We start from the raw sequence: 16,680 nt of genomic DNA on the forward strand, positions 1-16,680 counted from the left end.
GCGGGCGGTTCAGGAGCGGACGAGCCGAGCTGCGCCGACCGCGACGAGGACGCCGATCGCGGCGAGAACGAGGGGGTTCGGTGCCCCCGGACCGCGCTCGGCGGGCGCGACGGTCACGGACGCGGTGGCTCCATCCCCGATCGAGCCCGTCTCGGCAGTCGTTCGCTCGAGCCCCGCCCCCGAGGCCGCGACCGCGTACGACTCGCCTGCGCCTGGAACTGTGACCGCAAGTGTGCCGTCCGCGGCCGTTCGCTCTGACGGTTCGAACGTCGCGCCGGCCCGCTCGATCTCGACGGTGGCGTCCTCGACGGGCGTCCCGTCCGCGTTCTCGACGGCGATCTCGAGGGTCGCGTCGCCCTCCAGCGCGATCGGTTCGGCGATCGTCGAGTCCGAGACGTCGATCGTCCGCTCGCGGTCGTCGTACCCGGGCGCGTTCGCCTCGAGGACGTACTCCTCGTCCACGGGAACGCCGTCGATCCGGTAGTCGCCGTCGTCGGTTCGCTCGGCCGGGTACGTCCCGGTCGCTCCCGTCACAGCCACCGTCCCGTCCTCGATCGCCGTGTCGAACCGCTCGTTCGTGAGTGTGACGTCGATGGTTCCGCTGCCGGCGAGCGAGAGATCGGCCGTAACCGAATCGTCCGCGCGTACCGACGCCGTCGCGGACGTCCGCTCGTAGCCGGCGCGCTCGGCGACGAGCTCGTACTCCCGGTCGGCTTCGAGCCCCCCGAGTTCGAACTCGCCGTCGGCGTCGGTCGTCGTCTCGCGGCTGTCGCCGTCGGCGGTAGCGGTGACGGTCGCGTCCGCGATCGGTTCGCCAGTGACCTCGTCGACGGCGGTTCCCTCGACCGTCGCGTACTCCCCGGCCCGTTCGATCGCCGCCGCGACGTCGACGACCCCGTGTCCGCCGCGGTCGCCGTCGGCGTCGACCGCGGTCTCGACCAGTACGTCCTCGAGCTCCGCGGCATCGAGGGTCCGGTCGGTCGCCGACTGGACGAGCGCGGCTGCGCCGGCTGCGGCGGGGGCGGCCATGCTGGTGCCACTCTTGACCTCGTAACCGCCACCGGGGGCCGTGCTCGTGACGTCGACGCCGGGCGCGGCGAGGGTCGGAACTGTGTACGATCCGGGCCAGCGCTCGGGCGCCGCTTCCCCCCAGGTTTCGCTCGTGTCGATCGTCTCGCTGCTCGAGAACTCGGGGACGGTATTCGATCGATCGACCGCACCGACGCTGGTCGTCTCGGGGAGGTTCCCCGGCGAGGTCGACGTTTCCGCGCCCTGGTTGCCGATCGAGCTGACGACGGGGGTTCCGGCGTCGTTGGCGTTCTCGATCGCGTCGAGCAGCCCGGTGTCGTAGCCGTCGACGCCAAGGCTCAACACGACGACGTCGGCGCCGCTCTCGACGGCCCACTCGAGTCCCGCGATGATGTCGCGCTCGTAGCCGACGCAGTTCTCGCCGCTGTTGCAGTCGGTCATGACGGCGCCGTGGTAGAGGTCGACGTCGGGCGCGACGCCGATCCGGGTACCGCTCTCGTTGCCTCCGGCGACGAGCCCGGAGACGTGCGTGCCGTGATCGTCGTACGCGATCGGTTCGGGCGAAGGGGCGTCGCCGAAGTCGTTCCACTCGTCGACCTCGAGATCCGGGTGGTCGCCGTCGACGCCCGAATCGAGAACGGCGACGGACGTCCCCTCGCCTCTCGTCCCGTAGGTCTCCCAGGCGTCGGGGGCGTTCATCTGCTCGAGCCCGGTCGCGGGACCGTCGGATTCGTCGGCCTGTCCGTCGACGTCCGCGTCGGCGTCGTCGACGACCCGATCGCTCGCTCCCGAGACCGGCCGATCGGCGTCGATCGCGGTTACCCCGTCAGTGCGGGCGATCGTCTCGAGATCGATTCGGTCCGTATCGACCGTCACGAGGACGGCGGCCGTGAGCCAGAACTCCCGCTCGACGGTGACGGCGTTGCCGTCGCCGAGCGATCGGGCGAACCGCTCGTGGCTCGCCTCGGCAGCGGCCTTCCGGGCCGTGAGGTCCTCGCCAGCGTCGACGGCCGGCGAGTCGAGATGGACGAGGACGGAGACCTCCCCGTCAGCGTCCTCGAGCGCGGGGTCGATCGGCGCAGCCGCCGTTTCGGCGTCCTCGAGACCTGTCTCGGCGGTGACACCGGGCGCGCCGACCGCGACGCCCGAGAACAGCCCGAGGACCAGCACGACCGCGAGCGCCGCAGCTCCGACGCGGCCCGCGAGACGGTCGGCTACCGGACCCCGGAACATTACTGCACCATATACGTTCAATATACTAAATATGATCGGACGAAAGATATGGGGTGGCGGAAGCTATCGGTACTCGCGGCGGGAACGAACCGGGTGGTTCGCTCGAAAAGGGAGCGGCTACTCCGCTTCGGGGATCGCTTCGGATTCGACGTACGGCAGCTCGCGGGCGGTGTCCCGAACCGCGCCAGCGTTCGACTTCATCAGCGCCGTCGTGTCCCAGACGCCCTCGACTAAGGCCTTGCGCTGGGCGTCGTCGACGGTGACGTCGATCGTCTCCTCCCCGTAGGTGACCGTTTCGGCCGCGACGTCGATCTCGACGTCGCCGTCGGGGTTCTCGTCGACCCAGTCCTGGAGCGCCTCGATCGTCTCGCCATCGGCCGTGACGGTCGGAATGCCGAGCGCGAGGCAGTTGCCCGCGAAGATTTCGGCGAAGCTCTCGCCGATGATCGCGTCGATCCCCCAGCGCATCAGCGCCTGCGGGGCGTGCTCGCGCGAGGAGCCACAGCCGAAGTTCGAGTTGACCACCATCACCGACGAATCCTGGAACCGCTCCTCGTTGAACGGGTGGTCCTTCTGGTCGTCGTCCTCGTCGAACCGCTGGTCGAAGAAGGCGAACTCGCCCAGCCCGTCGAAGGTGACGACCTTCATAAATCGCGCGGGGATGATCTGGTCGGTGTCGATGTCGTTACCCCGGATCGGAAGTCCGGAGCCCGACACGTGGTTGACCTCGGGGATCTCTACGTCGTCGCCGCCGTCGGTTCGGATCTCCCGATCCTCGGCGGTGCTCGCGGGCGTTCGCCCGTCTTCTTGCGGGCTTTGCCCGCTCGAATGGTCCGCGGAGCGTTGCTCCGCGCTACTCGCTCGTTCCGAGGACTCGCTTCGCTCGTCCTCGCGGCTCATCGTGCGGTCACCTCCGCTTCCGGCAGCTCACGAACGTCGGTCACTTCGCCCGTGATCGCCGCCGCGGCGACCATCCGCGGGTTCATCAGGACGGTCCGACCGTCCTTCGACCCCTGGCGACCGACGAAGTTCCGGTTCGAGGACGAGGCGCAGGCCTCGTCGCCCTCGAGCTGGTCCTCGTTCATGCCCAGACACATCGAGCAGCCGGCGTTGCGCCACTCGAAGCCGGCCTCCTCGAAGACGTCTTTGAGCCCTTCCTCCTCGGCGGCCTCCTGGACGCGCTGGCTGCCGGGAACGACGAGCGCGCGGACGTGGGGGTGAACGTCACGACCTTCGACAATGCGGGCCGCGCGACGCAGGTCGGGCAGACGGGCGTTGGTACACGAGCCAAGGAAGGCGACGTCGATGTCGTACCCCTCCATCGTCTCGCCGGGCTCGACGCGCATGTGTTCCTGGGCGCGTCGCGCGGTGTCTTGCTTGTCCGCGGGCAGCGCCTCGGGCTCGGGAATCGAATCGGTGATACCGATCCCCTGGCCCGGGGTCGTCCCCCAGGTGACGACCGGCTCGAGCTCGTCGGCGTCGATGTGGACGACGTCGTCGTACTCGGCGTCCTCGTCGCTGCTGATCGACTCCCAGTACGGTTTGAGCTCCTCGAAGCGCTCGGGATTCTCCTGGAAGTAGTCGGTCCCCTCGAGCCACTCGTAGGTGGTCTCGTCGGGGTTGACATAGCCCGCACGGGCGCCGCCCTCGATCGACATGTTACAGATCGACATCCGACCCTCCATCCCCAGCTCCTCGATCGCGGAGCCGGCGTACTCGTAGACGTAGCCGACGCCGCCCTCGGTACCCAGTCGGCGGATGATCTCGAGGATGACGTCCTTCGCCTCGACGCCGTCGCCGAGTTCACCCTCGACTTCGATCTTTCGCACCTTCTGCTTCTCGAAGGCCAGGGTGCCCGTCGCGAGGACGTCCCGAATCTGGCTGGTGCCGATGCCGAAGGCGAGCGCGCCGAAGGCGCCGTGAGTCGAGGTGTGGGAGTCGCCACAGACGATCGTCTTCCCGGGCTGGGTCAGCCCCTGCTCCGGGCCGACGACGTGGACGATCCCCTGGTCCCCGCTGTTGGGGTCCGAGAACTCGATGCCCGCCTCGCGGACGTTCTCCTCGAGCTCGCTCATCATCTCCTCGGCGGCGTCCTCGTCATAGGGACGGGACTGATCCGCCGTCGGGATGATGTGATCGACCGTCGCGTGGGTTAGCTCGGGGTAGGCGACCTCCAGATCCCGCTCGCGGAGCATCCCGAAAGCCTGCGGACTTGTGACCTCGTGGATCAGGTGGAGACCGACGAACAGCTGGTCCTGTCCGGTCGGCAGCGTCGTCACCTTGTGGCGGTCCCAGACCTTGTCGTACAGCGTTCCCTCGCTCATACGTCCGTTGCTCCCGAATCGCGGCCGTGTTCGTTGCCACGTTCGAAGACGTCGTTCGCGTCGTCGGCGCCCTCCGGCGGCGTGTGATCGACTTGCTTCATCGTGTCGTCGTCCGACGGATCCGTCGCGGCGGGGTTCTCGTCGGTGCCGTTCCGCCGGCCGCCGTCGGCCACGACCGTTGGGCCGCGGCTGAACAGCCGGCCGACCGTCTCGCCGGTGTAGGGGTTGGTGTGGCTGACCGCGCGCATCGAGTCGTCGTCCGCTTCGGTGTCGTTCGTTCGTTTCATTCTAATCTGCTTGCAGTTTCTCTCGCTCGTCCTCGGTTTCCGCTTCCTGTTCTTCCTGCCAGGCAAACAGCGCGCGGAGGCGCTCGCCGACCTCCTCGATCTCGTGGTCCTTCTCGGCCTGGTTGAGCTGGGTGTAGACGGGTCGGTTGGCCTGGTTCTCGGCAACCCACTCGGTCGCGAACTCGCCGTTCTGGACCTCCTCGAGGACTTCCTCCATGTTCTGGCGGACCTGGTCGTCGATAACTCGCTCGCCGCGGGTGAGCCCGCCGTACTCGGCGGTGTCGGAGACCGAATCCCACATCGCGCCGAGCCCGTCCTCGTACATCAGGTCGACGATGAGCTTCATCTCGTTGAGACACTCGAAGTAGGCCATCTCCGGGCTGTAGCCCGCGTCGACCAGCGTCTCGTAGCCGACCTTGATCAGCTCGGCGATGCCGCCACAGAGGACGGCCTGCTCGCCGAAGAGGTCGGTCTCGGTCTCCTCGCGGAACGTCGTCTCGACGACGCCCGCGCGGGCGCAGCCGATCGCCTTCGAGTACGCGAGTGCGCGCTCCTTCGCGTCACCGGTCGCGTCCTGGTAGACCGCCAGCAGCCCGGGGGTCCCCTCGCCGTTCTCGTAGTTCCGGCGGACGAGGTGGCCCGGCGACTTCGGCGCGATCATCGTCACGTCGACGTCCTCGGCTGGCTGGATCTGGTTGTAGTGGATGTTGAACCCGTGGGCGAACTGCAGCGTGTCGCCGGCCTCGAGCTCGTCCTCGATCTGTTCGTAAACGTGGGGCTGGACCGTGTCCGGGACCAGCATCGAGACAATATCAGCCTGCGAGGCCGCCTCGACGGGCGTCGTGACCTCGAGTCCGTCCGCTTCCACGGCCGAGCGCGACGAGGAGTCCTCGCGGAGGCCGACGACCACATCGACGCCGCTGTCGTGGAGGTTCAGCGCGTGGGCGTGGCCCTGGCTCCCGTAGCCGAGTACGGCGACGGTTACGTCTTCGAGCTGCGATTGGTCTGCGTCCGATTCGTAGTAGATCTCGGTGGTGAATTCGTCTTCAGTCATCGTCTGCGTGGGTGTACTGCTGGGTCTGGTTCGCCTTGTCGGCGGACGATTCTGGCGGCGTCGGTGCCGCGGTGTCGGCGGTGCCACGGGCAAGCGCGGTCGTCCCGGTTCGGGCGATCTCGCGGATGCCGAACTGGGAGAACGTCTCGATCGCGGCCTCGATCTTCTGGCGGGCGCCCGTGATCTCGAAGGTCGCCGTCTCGGGGCTCGAGTCGACGGTCTTGGCGTCGTACATGTCCGCGACCGCCGCGACCTGGTCGGGTCGCTCGGCGTTGACCTTCACCAGGGCGAGCTCGCGACGCATCGCGTCGGGATCGAGCTCCCGAACTGCGATCGCCGGCAGCAGCTTCCGCAGCTGCTTTTTGATCTGGTCGATCCCCGGGTCGGGCTCTTCGACGACCAGCGTGATCCGCGCGCGGCCGTCCTCGTCCGTCGGGCCCACCGTCAGGCTCTCGATGTTGAACTGCCGTCTCGAGAACAGTCCCGAGACTTCGGCCAGCACGCCGGGCTCGTGTTCGACCAGCGCCGAGATGACGGTCCGTCGGGGCTCGCGTCGCGCCTCGACCTCGGGGTCGATGCGGATCCCCTGCTTGGTCCGTCGGCCGGCAGGCGTCGGGCGCTCCTCGGGAGCGGGTCCGTCGAGGCCCTGGTCCCGTGTCATAGTTGGTCCTCCGCCAGCGCGAACTGACCGTTGTCGCCGCCGCTTGGCACCATCGGATAGACGTTCGCCTGCGGATCGATGTGGACGTCGATCACGGAGGGACCGTCGTAGGCCAGCGCGGCGTCAATGGTGTCTGCGACCTCGTCGTAGTCGTCGATCCGGTAACCGGACGCGCCGAAGGCCTCGGCGAGCGTGTCGAACTCGGGCATCCAGCCGTAGTCCGACGCCGAATGACGGCCGTCGAAGAAGGCGTCCTGCCACTGCCGGACCATCCCGATGTACTCGTTGTTGAGCACGGCGACCGTGATATCCAGGTTCTCGCGGACGGCGACCGACAGGCCCTGCAGCGTCATCAGGAACGAGCCGTCGCCGTCGATACAGACGACCTCCTGGTCGTCGTCGGCCGCGAAGCGAGCGCCGATCGCCGCCGGCAGGCCGTACCCCATCGCACCCAGTCCGTGACTCGAGACCCAGGTTCGGGGCTCGGTGTAGGTCCAGTACTGGCAGGCCCACATCTGGTGTTGGCCGACGCCGGTGGTGACGACCGCGCGGTCGCTCGTAGCCTCGTCGAGGGCTTCGACGACGAACTGCGGTTTGATCGGTTCGTCCTCGGGGGCCTCGTAGGCCATCGAGTAGTCGGACTTCCACTGCTGGCACTGGGCACGCCACTTCGTCGCCTGTGGCGACTCGTCGACGGCCTCGGCGAGCTGTTCGACGACGGTACCGGCGTCGCCGATCAGCGGGTAGTCCGCGTGGATGTTCTTGCTGATCTCGGCGGGATCGATGTCGACGTGGATGATCTCCGCGTCGGGCGCGAACGTCTCGATGCCGCCGGTGAGCCGGTCGTCGAACCGGGTGCCGACGGCGATCATCGTATCGCAGTGGGTGATCGCCATGTTGGCGTAGCCGGTGCCGTGCATGCCGGCCATCTCCATCGAGAGCTCGTGGTCCTCGGGGAACGCGCCGATGCCCGGCATCGTCGTGACGACCGGAATCTCGTGTTCGATCGCGAACTCGCGACAGACCTCGCTAGCTTCGCCCTTGATGACGCCGCCGCCGAGTAGCATGATCGGTCGCTTGGCGTTTTCGACGCGTTCGGCTGCGGCGTCGACGAACTCGGGATCCGCTCGCTGCTGGACCTCGTAGGTGTCGGGCGTTTGCGGCTCGTCGGGTTCGCGGTCGGTCTCGGCTTTCGTGACGTCTTTGGGCAGATCGACCAGCGTCGGCCCGGGACGGCCCTCGCTGGCGAGCGCGAACGCCTCGCTGACGTCGGTGCCGACGCGATCGGGCTCGCTCGAGAAGGTGTTGGTCTTCGTGACCGGCATCGTGACGCCCGTGGTGTCGGTTTCCTGGAAGGCGTCGTTGCCGACGAACTCGGTCGGCACCTGTCCGGTCAGCGCGACGACGGGATCCGAGTCCATGTCGGCGTCGGCCAGACCGGTGACGAGGTTCGTCGCCCCCGGCCCCGAGGTCGCCAGGCAGATCCCCGGCTCCCCGGAGACGATGCCGTAGGCGTCGGCCGCGTGGGACGCCCCTTGCTCGTGGGCCATCGTCACGTGGTGGATCTCGGAGTCGTACAGCGCGTCGTAGACGGGCATGATCGCGCCGCCCTGCACGCCGAACGCGTGTTCGACTCCTGCGTTCTCGAGCGCGCGGACGACCGACTCGGCACCCGTCGTGACCGGGGTCGGTTCGGCGCCTGTCGCCGACTCGGCGTCGGCGTCCACGGTCCCGGTCGACTCCGGTGGCTCGTCCCGTGGTGTCTCTTGGTCGTCGTGCTGTTCCTCGGTTGCGGTAACCGGTGGTGCGCGTTCGCTCATCGATATCCTCCTGCCGGATTCGGGCGATACGTGCTGTTGGCTGATGTCATCTGGTGGATTGCGGGTCGCTCGGCGGTCGGTGCGACGGATACGGGCCGGGATCGAGGAAGGAGTTGGTGAGGGGCTAGTGGGCCCCTACAATACGAATGCGAGCGAGCGCGTCGCTGTCGGCGTCGCGGGTGCGAACCGATCTGCGAGCGCGATCCGTCATCACTCCACTCGTAGGGTCGGGGACTATCATAATAGTTTCGTCCCGGGCAACGCTGGCGGGAACACCATCGCGATAGCCGGGGCTCCCGGCCAGTAGCAAACGAGGGTGTCATCCCTCAGATCTGCACCTCCTCTCGCCGGCGCTCGACGCCGGCCTCCTCGGCGAACCGCTCCAGGTCATCGACCGTGATACGACGTTTCTCCGCGCCGTAGTCCTTGACGCGGCGGGTAACCGTTCGCACCTCGTCGTCGGTGGGCTCGTACCCGCGCTCCTCCAAGCGTTCGCGGACCGAGTGAGTCCCGGTGTGTTTCCCCATGACCAGTCGGCGCGTCGCGCCGACCATCTCCGGGGTCATCACGCCGGGTTCGAAGGTGTCGGAGTTCTCGATGACGCCCGCGGCGTGGATCCCGCTCTCGTGGGAGAAGGCGTTGTCGCCGACGACGGGTTTGTTCCCCGGCGTCTCGATCGAACTCTTCTCCTCGACGAGTTCCGAGAGCTCCACGATGCGGGTCGTATCGATCCCCGTATCACACTGGTAGACCGACTCGACGGCCATCACGAACTCCTCGTAGGCGGCGTTACCGGCCCGCTCGCCGATCGAGTTGACCGAGACCTGCGCCTGATCGGCGCCCGCCTCGATGCCCGACAGGGCGTTTGCGGTCGCCAGCCCGAAGTCGTCGTGAGTGTGGACGTCGACCCGTGCGTCGGTGTGTGCACAGACCTTCTCGATCATCGCCCGGAACCGGTTCGGCGTGGCGACGCCGCAGGTGTCCGGGATGTTGATCCAGTCGGTCCCTGCCTCGGAGACCGCCTCGATCACGTCGATCAGGAACCCCTCGTCCGTTCGGGTCGCGTCCATCGGCGAGAACATACAGGTCGCCCCCGCCTCCGTGATCCGTTCGACCGACTCGACGGCGCGCTGTACTACGTCCTCCCGGGTCGCGTGCATCGAGTCCTCGATCTGGACGTCGCTGGTGCTGACGAACGTATGCACCATCTCGACACCGGAATCCAGTGCGGCTTCGATGTCGTCGTCGACGACGCGGGCCAACCCGCAGGTGGTCGTCGACGTCGAGGACGCGATATCCCTGACCGCCTCGAACTCGGCCTCGGAGTTGACGGGGAAGCCGGCCTCGATGACGTGGGTCCCCATCTCGTCCAGGACGGAGGCGATCTCGCGTTTGTCGTCGTAGGAAAACGACGTGCCGGGCGACTGTTCGCCGTCCCGCAGCGTCGTATCGAAGACACGTGCTGACTCGATTTCGTCAGTGGAATCTAACGTGCCCTGGAAGAACTCGACCCCCCTGACTGGTGTCAGAGGTCGGGTTGCCTTGTGAAGACATTGTATCTGAATCCGAGGATCGACGTCGTATATAAAGCTGACGCTGCCCGCGGGACGGGAGACCGTGCCAGTCGTCCCGCCGTTCGAGACACGGGCGAAAACCGCAAGACATCAACGACCTATTACTGAACACAGATCCTATTATCATACCGCTCCCGACCCGAGCTTCCGCCGTCGTCCGCCCGACTCGACGACAAAATTCACGACTACTGGGCGGAAATTAAACTTGGATCGCTGGCGCGCGCCCCATGGTGGACAGTCGGTCAGTAACGGCGGGCAGTGACGTGCCATAATGGACGAACGAATAATAATTTCCATTCTCCTTCTGGAACGTACGTTAGTCGATCCGATACCGGAACGAAGCTACTACTCGATCGCACAGAGTACAACGTCTTGCAACCGCCCGCACTCACTCGAGGGCGTCCCGGTGGGATTCGTACCGGTTCACGTACCGCTCCTCGCAGGAGGGACAACAGAACGTCTTGATCTCGCCGTCGATCGTCGCGGTCACGCCGTCGCCCGTAACCTGTTTCCCGCAAACGACACACTCGTGGGCGAACCCGGTCGCCGCCAGCGCGGAGACCCGCGCGGACCGGTTGAGCAGCGTCACGTCGTATCCCGACAGCGAGCCGAGATCGATCTCGTCGGCGAGCCACGAGCGGACGTCGGTTCCCGAGATCGTAGCGTGAACGAGGACGCGCCCGTCGCCCCCCTCGAAAACGTGTTCGACGCCCTCGAGCTCGCCCGCAGCGGCGTAGACATCCGCGACCGCCTCGGGAGCCGGCTCGAGCTCGACGAGCATCGAGACGTCGCCGTGGAGCCGCTCGCGGTCGATGTCGATCGTGAACTCCCGGATGATCCCCTGGCTCTCGAGTCGGGAGATCCGATCGGACACCGCCGGCGGCGTCAGATCGACCCGGTCGGCGATCTCCTTGTACGGTCGCCGGGCGTCGGTCGCCAACAGCTCGAGGATCTCCAGATCCGTCTCGTCGAGCTCGCGCATGGGTGTCGGTTGGGGTGCGGGCGTCAAGAGTGTACCGCGAGCGCGGATTCGGACGGCGACGGTTCGCACTGTGTCGCGAACGCGGGGTGTGAGAACTAAACCCCAGGTGGTGGTAGGGGCGCAGCGATGTCCGAAGACGACGTTACGGACCTCCTGACGGAGGCCTACATCGACGAACTCGAGACAGTGATGAACTATCTGACCAACGCCATCGTGCTCGACGGGGTCCACGCCGAGGAGGTCAAATCGAGCCTCGCAGCCGACGTCGACGAGGAGCTCGAGCACGCGCGGCTGCTTGGCAATCGACTCAAGCAGCTCGATCGGTCCCCGCCCGGCTCGGAGGCGTTCGAGGCCGGCCAGTCGAGTCTGCAGCCCCCCGAGGACACCACCGACGTCGAGTCGGTGATCGACGGCGTCCTCGAGGCCGAGGAGGACGCCCTGGAGACGTACCGGTCGCTGCTCGAGGCCGCCGAGGACGCGAACGATCCGATCACCGAGGACGTCGCGGTGACGATCCTCGCCGACGAAGAGGCCCACCGCACCGAGTTCCGCGGGTTCAAGAAGGAGTTTCCCCGGGACTGAGTCCAACGCGGTACTGCGTTGCCGCCGACGGATCGTGGGCGGAACCAATCGACAGCGGACCGAGAGCTGTGAAGCGAACGTTTTTCTCGGCGCGCTTCGAGGCGTACCGTATGAGCGATTTCGATCTCGACCTGCGAACCGTCGAGGAACATATCGACGAGGAGTTCGAGCTCGACGGCGAAATCGTCCTCGGCGTCCTCGACGGGACGACGCCCGCCGACGACTGGCTCGAGGCGGTTTCGACGGGGAACGTCCTCGTCCTCTGTGTCGAGGGCGAGGTCAACGAGCTGGCCTCCGGCTTCGCTCGCGACGTCAAGGAGTCGGGCGGCAACCTCATTCACTTCCGCGGCTTTCTGGTCGTCACCCCGCCGGGGATCGACGTCAACACCGATCGGCTGTAGTCTGGTCTCTCGATCGGCGTCGAATCGCGTGCCTCGAGCGTCGGGGCTCGCCTTCGTCCTCGCGTGTCGTCACCGCGAACCGTCACGGTGCCCAACGGATAGCCGCGTCGCTACGAGCGAGAACGCGAAAAGCGTCAGCGCAGAGAGAACTTAGTTGTCGCCGGTCTTGGACTGCCACTCGTAGTCGCGGCGCTTGGCGGACTTGCCGAAGCCGCACGACGAGCAGACCTTCTTTTTCGTGTGGTAGGACTTCTCTCCGCAGCGACGACACTTCGTGTGGGTCGTCTTGTTCTTCTTTCCTTGGCTCGGGGTTCCTGCGCCAGTCATGGAGTGATCGAAACGACGTTATCGCCGCGTATAATCGTTGTGTCTTCGACCGGGTCCTCGTCGTCCACCTCGCGGTCGGCGGCTCTCGAGACGTCTTCGAGCACCAGGTTCATGTGCTGATCGTAGCCGGTGAGGTCGCCGACGTACTCGTCGCCGCTCTTGAGCCGCACGGTGACGCGTTCGCCGAGCGACGCCTCGAGGACGTCAAGCGGTCGTCCACTCATACAAGACACCGCCAGTGATGGACACTTAATCGTACCGGTCGCGACGCCCGTAGCCGCCCGCTCGTGGGTCTCCCTGCCACCCTCCAAGCCAAACGGCTAAGTGATCGCTCGTCGACTCCAGGATATGGGAGAGAAGAAGTTTACCCTCATCGAGCTCAATCTCCAGGGCGACCACCAGTTCGGGCCGCGAGCGATCGACGACGCGTTGCCCTTCGGGGAGAAGTACGGCGACGAGGATCTCGAGGAGGAACTCGCCGACGAGGACCTCGAGGACGCCGAGGACTCCGGCGGGAAAGGCGGTGCGATCGGCGCACTGCTCGCGCTGGCCGTCCTCGTCGCGCTTGGCGTCGCGGCCAGGAAGTACGCCGGCGACGACGAGGACGACGCGGAGTTCCCCGAGGACGAACAGCCCGACGTCGTTGTCAACTAACGCGAGCCGAACCCTTTTGCGTTCGCTGCCCGTAGATTTGGGCGTGAACCTTTATCGTAGTGCCCGCGCGGTCGCCGGTGCCTCCGGCGACAGCGTGATCGACTGGCAGTCGGCCGCCGAGGGGGCGAAGGCGGCGACCGACCCCGGCTCGCTCGACCTCGAGCCCGGCGAGCGCGAGGCCTACGCCCGCGACGTGCGCGAGGCCCGCGCCGCGGTGCGGTCGGTTTCCGGTGCCGAGTTCGACGTTCCCGACACGGTCGAGATCCAGAACCGCCACCACTGGATCGACGCCAACGTCGAGACGTTCCAGCGGGTCATGGGTGCCCTCGAAACCCCCACCGGGACCTTCCCCGGCGTCGCGCGCACGATCAACACGGGGACGATGACCGTGCTGTTGGCGTTTCTGGGACGGAACGTGCTGGGGCAGTACGATCCGCTTTTGCTCGCGGACACTCCTGACGAGGACCACGCGCTCTACTTCGTCCGACCCAACATCCACAAGGCTGCCGACACGCTCGAGGTCGACGTCGACCGGTTCCGCCGCTGGATCGCGTTCCACGAGGTGACTCACGCCGCCGAGTTCGGCGCGGCGCCGTGGCTCTCGGACCACCTCGAGGAGCGGATGCGAGATGGGGTCGCCGACCTCTCGACGGGTTCGTTCAACAAGGCGGCGTTCAAGGACCTCGACGCGGCGATGACTGTCGTCGAGGGGTACGCCGAGCTGTTGATGGACCACGCCTTCGACGGCGAGTACGAGGACCTCCGGCGCAAGCTCGACGCCCGTCGGCAGGGTCGGGGACCGCTCCAGAAGCTGTTCCGGCAGCTGCTCGGGCTCGGCCTCAAGGAACGCCAGTACGAGCGCGGGAAGAACTTCTTCGAGCACGTCGTCGCGGTGCGAGACGTCGAGACCGCTGCCCTGGTCTGGGAGCGTCCCGAGAACCTCCCGACCCACGACGAACTCGACTCGCCGGGGCTGTGGATCCGACGAATGGAGCGCTGAGGCCGCTCGCAACCGACAGTTTTCGACCTCGCCGTTCAGTTTCGGGGACGCTACTCCAGGATCCAGTGGAGATACCAGAGCAGCCCGCCTCCCGCCACCAGCCCGACGCCCATCGCCAGCCCGATCTGCGGTAGCGCGGCGCCCCCCTGGAGCGCGATCAGCCCGCAGGAGACCGCGACCAGCAGGACGAACGCGATCCCGAGGCGGGTCGAGGGAGCCGTCAGGACGCTCGTCTTCGGCGAGCGTCGGTCGGGGCCCCGGCCCCGGCTCATATTTCGTCGGCCGTGCTGACGTGCATCGTCCGGAACAGCCACGCGGGAGCGTCGTCGCTCGTATCGCCCGTTTTCGATCCCGACTCGACGGCCTCGGGACGAACCAGTGTCCCGCTCCAGCGCGTGTCGAACCGACGATCCGCCCCGGCTTCCGTGTCGGTCCAGGCCATCGTTACCTCGTCGGCGAACGTGGCGTACGCCCCGTCCTCGGCGATCGAGAGCCGATGGCTCTCGACGGACCAGTCGGTCGTCGTCTCGGTCTGGCTCTCGAGAGCGTCGGCGACGGCCTCGTAGCCGAAGGCCGCCTCGCTGATTCCGAACTTCGTCGTCGAGGCGCTCTCGAGAAAGTACGGCGGCAGGGGCTTGCCCCGCCGGAGCGCCTCGTAGTACTCGCGGACGACGGCCGCGGCTTTGTCGCTCATACCGTACGCTGTCGGCGTCAGTCGCCAAAGGCTCACCGGACGCAGTCGCAGGCGTCGCCGTCGAGCACGGCTCCTCACATAAAACCGCGATCGACCGCGTCGGTCTCGATGAGATCGTCGAGTTCGGCGTTCAACAGCTCGTCGGCCTCCTCGAACCGGTCTGCGAGGTCCTCGAGCTCGTCGGGACGGTCGTACTGGTCGTACTCCATCGGCCCGAAGGCGGGGCTCTCGATCGCCTCCATAACGTCGTCGAACAGGTCCTGGGGCCGGGTCGGCGCGTCGGAGTGGGTCTCGAGGACGGTCTCCAGTCGCTTCGAGACCGTTTCGACGTGGTCCTCGTCCTCCGGCGGGGACTGGACCGCGAAGCGCCCGCCCGAGTCGCGTTCGGGGAGAAAGGCACCGATCTCGTCGTCGAGGCTGCGGGCCACTTTCGTCCCGACGCCCCGCACCTCGAAGGGGTTTTTCGCGTACGTCTTGAGGAAGAACACTCCCGCCCGGGGATGCGCGAGGTACATGTCCTCGCCGACGCCGCCGGCCCGGTCGCCGGCGACCGCCCGCCAGTCCTCGGGGTCGACGCTGCGCTCGGTGACGTCCTCGAGCACGTCCTGCCACTCACGAATCCGCATACTGCACGCTTGTCGCGGGGACAGAATGAACGTATCGGTTGCCCCGACTTCGGCGCGGAACCGAAAGGAATACGATCGCGCTCCCGACAGCACACGCAACCGCCGAGTTCAGATGGCCACACCTCGACGCCCGTCGTTTCACGACCTGTTTCGAACCGAACCCGTCCGGAGTACGCTGCTCGCGGTCGGCCCGATCGCGCTGGCGGTCGGCCAGCTGGTAAACGGCTACGTCAACGGTCTCTCACCGATCGTGACCCTCGCCTTCGCACTCGTCATGATCGCGTTCGCCGCCGTGGCCACTGGCCACCACGCGGCGCAGTACCGTCGTCGCCGGCTCGAGGCCGACCTCGAGCGCTGAACGACGTCCTCGCCGACCGATAGTTATTCCTCGTGAGCGACGGGACCACCGAGCCGAATGATCGGGACGGGACCGACTCGAGAGATCGTCGACTGGGAACGAACCACCGAGGACGGGACGACGGTGTATGTCATCGAGTACGACGAGCCCGTTCCCGAACCCTCCCTTCGCTCGGGAACTCTGTTCGGCGCCAGCAGCGGCGGCACGGTTCCGGAAGCCGACCGTCGGATCACCCTCCCCGACGGGGAGCAGCTGCCCGCCGACGAGGTCGTCTTCGACGCGGACGGGGCCGTCCTCGAGGTCCGCCACGAGGGGTCGTCGCTGCTTCGTCGGATCCGTCGGACGCTGTTCCCCTGGTGGTAGGCGTCGTGACAGCTGCGCGCTCGGTCAGACCGACACGAGTTGGACCGCTACGGTGTCTCGGCGTCGGGTTCGGTCATGATCGACCGCGCCTCTCGGGCTTCGTAGGCGTTGTAGCCGGCCAACCCCGCGATAAGCAGGCCCGAAGCCAGTGTGCTCCAGAACCCGTTCGTCATCCCGAGTAGCGCCGGTGCGACGATCAACCAGATCCCAAGGATCGCGACCAAGGAGCCAACGCCGATCGAAAGGGGAACGTCGTTGGCGAGCCGGTAGTAGTTGTAGGTTCCCGCGACGAAGACGACCGCGCCGACGAGGACGTTGTTCCACAGTTCGGCCGCGGCGAAGTCGTACAGCAGGACCGAGAGCGCGACCCAGGCGCCGAGCGCGGCGACGATCGCGCTGATAAAGGGCGTGTGGCGCCGTCGCTCCTCGTTGGAGATCTGGGTGGACTCGTCCCGGGGGTCCCGGCCGCGGTCGTCGCGGTCGCCGGCGCCGGTGCCCGACTCGACCTCGGTTGGGGTTCGGTCCTCGGGGTCGTCACTGTTGGAGTTACTCATGGTGCTCATGGGTTCGCCTCGAGGTTCCAAAAGGGCCGCGACCGTTACAGTGAGCGAACGGGGAAGACCGGGGGTAATACGGCGTTACGTCCGGGATGGCGACGGTGATTGCGTCCGCAACCGTGACCGATACCGTTTTTGACGCCTCGGTCCTGAC

General features: G+C 66.9%; 21 protein-coding genes. 6 read left to right on the forward strand and 15 right to left on the reverse strand.

The features are described 5' to 3' along the window. Positions 1-9: 9 nt before the first annotated feature. The 9 genes from NATOC_RS13055 to NATOC_RS13095 all read right to left on the reverse strand — a co-directional run bounded on the left by NATOC_RS13055 (position 10) and on the right by NATOC_RS13095 (position 10,964). Positions 10-2,262 (reverse strand): S8 family serine peptidase, encoded by a 2,253-nt coding sequence (locus tag NATOC_RS13055; RefSeq protein ID WP_015321920.1) that lies wholly within the window; start codon positions 2,260-2,262, stop codon positions 10-12. 117 nt (positions 2,263-2,379) lie between these two features. Then, on the reverse strand, positions 2,380-3,162 hold the full coding sequence (gene leuD / locus NATOC_RS13060) for a 3-isopropylmalate dehydratase small subunit (protein ID WP_015321921.1): 783 nt from the start codon (positions 3,160-3,162) through the stop codon (positions 2,380-2,382). Further along, the gene (gene leuC, locus NATOC_RS13065) at positions 3,159-4,586 is read right to left on the reverse strand and encodes a 3-isopropylmalate dehydratase large subunit (protein WP_015321922.1); all 1,428 of its coding nucleotides are present in this window, start codon (positions 4,584-4,586) and stop codon (positions 3,159-3,161) included. Before leuC ends, leuD begins: the two co-directional genes overlap by 4 nt. Then, a complete protein-coding gene (locus NATOC_RS13070) occupies positions 4,583-4,873 on the reverse strand; it encodes a hypothetical protein (RefSeq protein WP_015321923.1) in 291 nt (96 codons plus the stop codon). Before NATOC_RS13070 ends, leuC begins: the two co-directional genes overlap by 4 nt. Before the next feature lies 1 nt (position 4,874). Then, a complete protein-coding gene (ilvC, locus tag NATOC_RS13075) occupies positions 4,875-5,927 on the reverse strand; it encodes a ketol-acid reductoisomerase (protein WP_015321924.1) in 1,053 nt (350 codons plus the stop codon). Beyond that, the gene (gene ilvN, locus NATOC_RS13080) at positions 5,920-6,588 is read right to left on the reverse strand and encodes an acetolactate synthase small subunit (protein WP_015321925.1); all 669 of its coding nucleotides are present in this window, start codon (positions 6,586-6,588) and stop codon (positions 5,920-5,922) included. Before ilvN ends, ilvC begins: the two co-directional genes overlap by 8 nt. After that, complete coding sequence (ilvB, locus tag NATOC_RS13085) at positions 6,585-8,408, reverse strand: biosynthetic-type acetolactate synthase large subunit (protein WP_015321926.1); 1,824 nt, start codon at positions 8,406-8,408, stop codon at positions 6,585-6,587. The genes ilvN and ilvB overlap by 4 nt, the downstream gene beginning before the upstream one ends. A gap of 326 nt (positions 8,409-8,734) precedes the next feature. Then, positions 8,735-9,973: a homocitrate synthase/isopropylmalate synthase family protein gene (locus NATOC_RS13090; RefSeq protein WP_174299209.1), complete on the reverse strand. Its 1,239-nt coding sequence runs from the start codon at positions 9,971-9,973 to the stop codon at positions 8,735-8,737. A 397-nt stretch (positions 9,974-10,370) separates the two neighbouring features. Continuing rightward, entirely contained in the window at positions 10,371-10,964 is a 594-nt protein-coding gene (locus NATOC_RS13095) for a winged helix-turn-helix transcriptional regulator (protein ID WP_015321928.1), read from the reverse strand. A 126-nt stretch (positions 10,965-11,090) separates the two neighbouring features. On the opposite strand from NATOC_RS13095, the gene NATOC_RS13100 reads away from it, so the two are divergent. Then, entirely contained in the window at positions 11,091-11,546 is a 456-nt protein-coding gene (locus NATOC_RS13100; protein ID WP_015321929.1) for a ferritin-like domain-containing protein, read from the forward strand. 110 nt (positions 11,547-11,656) lie between these two features. Beyond that, on the forward strand, positions 11,657-11,947 hold the full coding sequence (locus tag NATOC_RS13105; protein ID WP_015321930.1) for a DUF5779 family protein: 291 nt from the start codon (positions 11,657-11,659) through the stop codon (positions 11,945-11,947). Positions 11,948-12,097: 150 nt separating this feature from the next. Here the strand turns inward: NATOC_RS13105 and NATOC_RS13110 are convergent, their stop codons facing one another. Beyond that, positions 12,098-12,274, reverse strand: coding sequence for a 50S ribosomal protein L37e (locus tag NATOC_RS13110; RefSeq protein WP_006108486.1), 177 nt, complete (start codon positions 12,272-12,274; stop codon positions 12,098-12,100). Continuing rightward, the gene (locus NATOC_RS13115) at positions 12,271-12,498 is read right to left on the reverse strand and encodes an LSM domain-containing protein (RefSeq protein WP_015321931.1); all 228 of its coding nucleotides are present in this window, start codon (positions 12,496-12,498) and stop codon (positions 12,271-12,273) included. Before NATOC_RS13115 ends, NATOC_RS13110 begins: the two co-directional genes overlap by 4 nt. 124 nt (positions 12,499-12,622) lie before the next feature. Between NATOC_RS13115 and NATOC_RS13120 the strand changes: the two genes are divergently transcribed. Together NATOC_RS13120 and NATOC_RS13125 are read left to right on the forward strand one after the other, a co-directional pair. Then, positions 12,623-12,928 carry a hypothetical protein gene (locus tag NATOC_RS13120; protein WP_015321932.1) on the forward strand — a complete coding sequence of 102 codons (306 nt, stop codon included), beginning with the start codon at positions 12,623-12,625 and terminating at the stop codon, positions 12,926-12,928. Between the two features lie 43 nt (positions 12,929-12,971). Beyond that, entirely contained in the window at positions 12,972-13,928 is a 957-nt protein-coding gene (locus tag NATOC_RS13125; RefSeq protein WP_015321933.1) for a zinc-dependent metalloprotease, read from the forward strand. A 50-nt stretch (positions 13,929-13,978) separates the two neighbouring features. Here the strand turns inward: NATOC_RS13125 and NATOC_RS13130 are convergent, their stop codons facing one another. The 3 genes from NATOC_RS13130 to NATOC_RS13140 all read right to left on the reverse strand — a co-directional run bounded on the left by NATOC_RS13130 (position 13,979) and on the right by NATOC_RS13140 (position 15,248). Continuing rightward, positions 13,979-14,200: a hypothetical protein gene (locus NATOC_RS13130; RefSeq protein WP_015321934.1), complete on the reverse strand. Its 222-nt coding sequence runs from the start codon at positions 14,198-14,200 to the stop codon at positions 13,979-13,981. Beyond that, positions 14,197-14,622, reverse strand: a complete 426-nt coding sequence (locus NATOC_RS13135) for a nuclear transport factor 2 family protein (protein WP_015321935.1) — start codon at positions 14,620-14,622, stop codon at positions 14,197-14,199. The genes NATOC_RS13130 and NATOC_RS13135 overlap by 4 nt, the downstream gene beginning before the upstream one ends. A 74-nt stretch (positions 14,623-14,696) precedes the next feature. Beyond that, positions 14,697-15,248 (reverse strand): hypothetical protein, encoded by a 552-nt coding sequence (locus NATOC_RS13140; protein ID WP_015321936.1) that lies wholly within the window; start codon positions 15,246-15,248, stop codon positions 14,697-14,699. Between the two features lie 112 nt (positions 15,249-15,360). Here NATOC_RS13140 and NATOC_RS13145 point away from each other — a divergent pair, with 112 nt between their 5' ends. After that, positions 15,361-15,606 carry a hypothetical protein gene (locus NATOC_RS13145; protein WP_015321937.1) on the forward strand — a complete coding sequence of 82 codons (246 nt, stop codon included), beginning with the start codon at positions 15,361-15,363 and terminating at the stop codon, positions 15,604-15,606. 57 nt (positions 15,607-15,663) lie between these two features. After that, positions 15,664-15,969 (forward strand): hypothetical protein, encoded by a 306-nt coding sequence (locus NATOC_RS13150; protein WP_015321938.1) that lies wholly within the window; start codon positions 15,664-15,666, stop codon positions 15,967-15,969. A 47-nt stretch (positions 15,970-16,016) separates the two neighbouring features. Here the strand turns inward: NATOC_RS13150 and NATOC_RS13155 are convergent, their stop codons facing one another. Then, positions 16,017-16,523, reverse strand: coding sequence for an SPW repeat domain-containing protein (locus tag NATOC_RS13155; protein ID WP_015321939.1), 507 nt, complete (start codon positions 16,521-16,523; stop codon positions 16,017-16,019). Positions 16,524-16,680: the final 157 nt, after the last annotated feature.

Source organism: Natronococcus occultus SP4, assembly GCF_000328685.1.
Lineage (GTDB): Archaea > Halobacteriota > Halobacteria > Halobacteriales > Natrialbaceae > Natronococcus > Natronococcus occultus.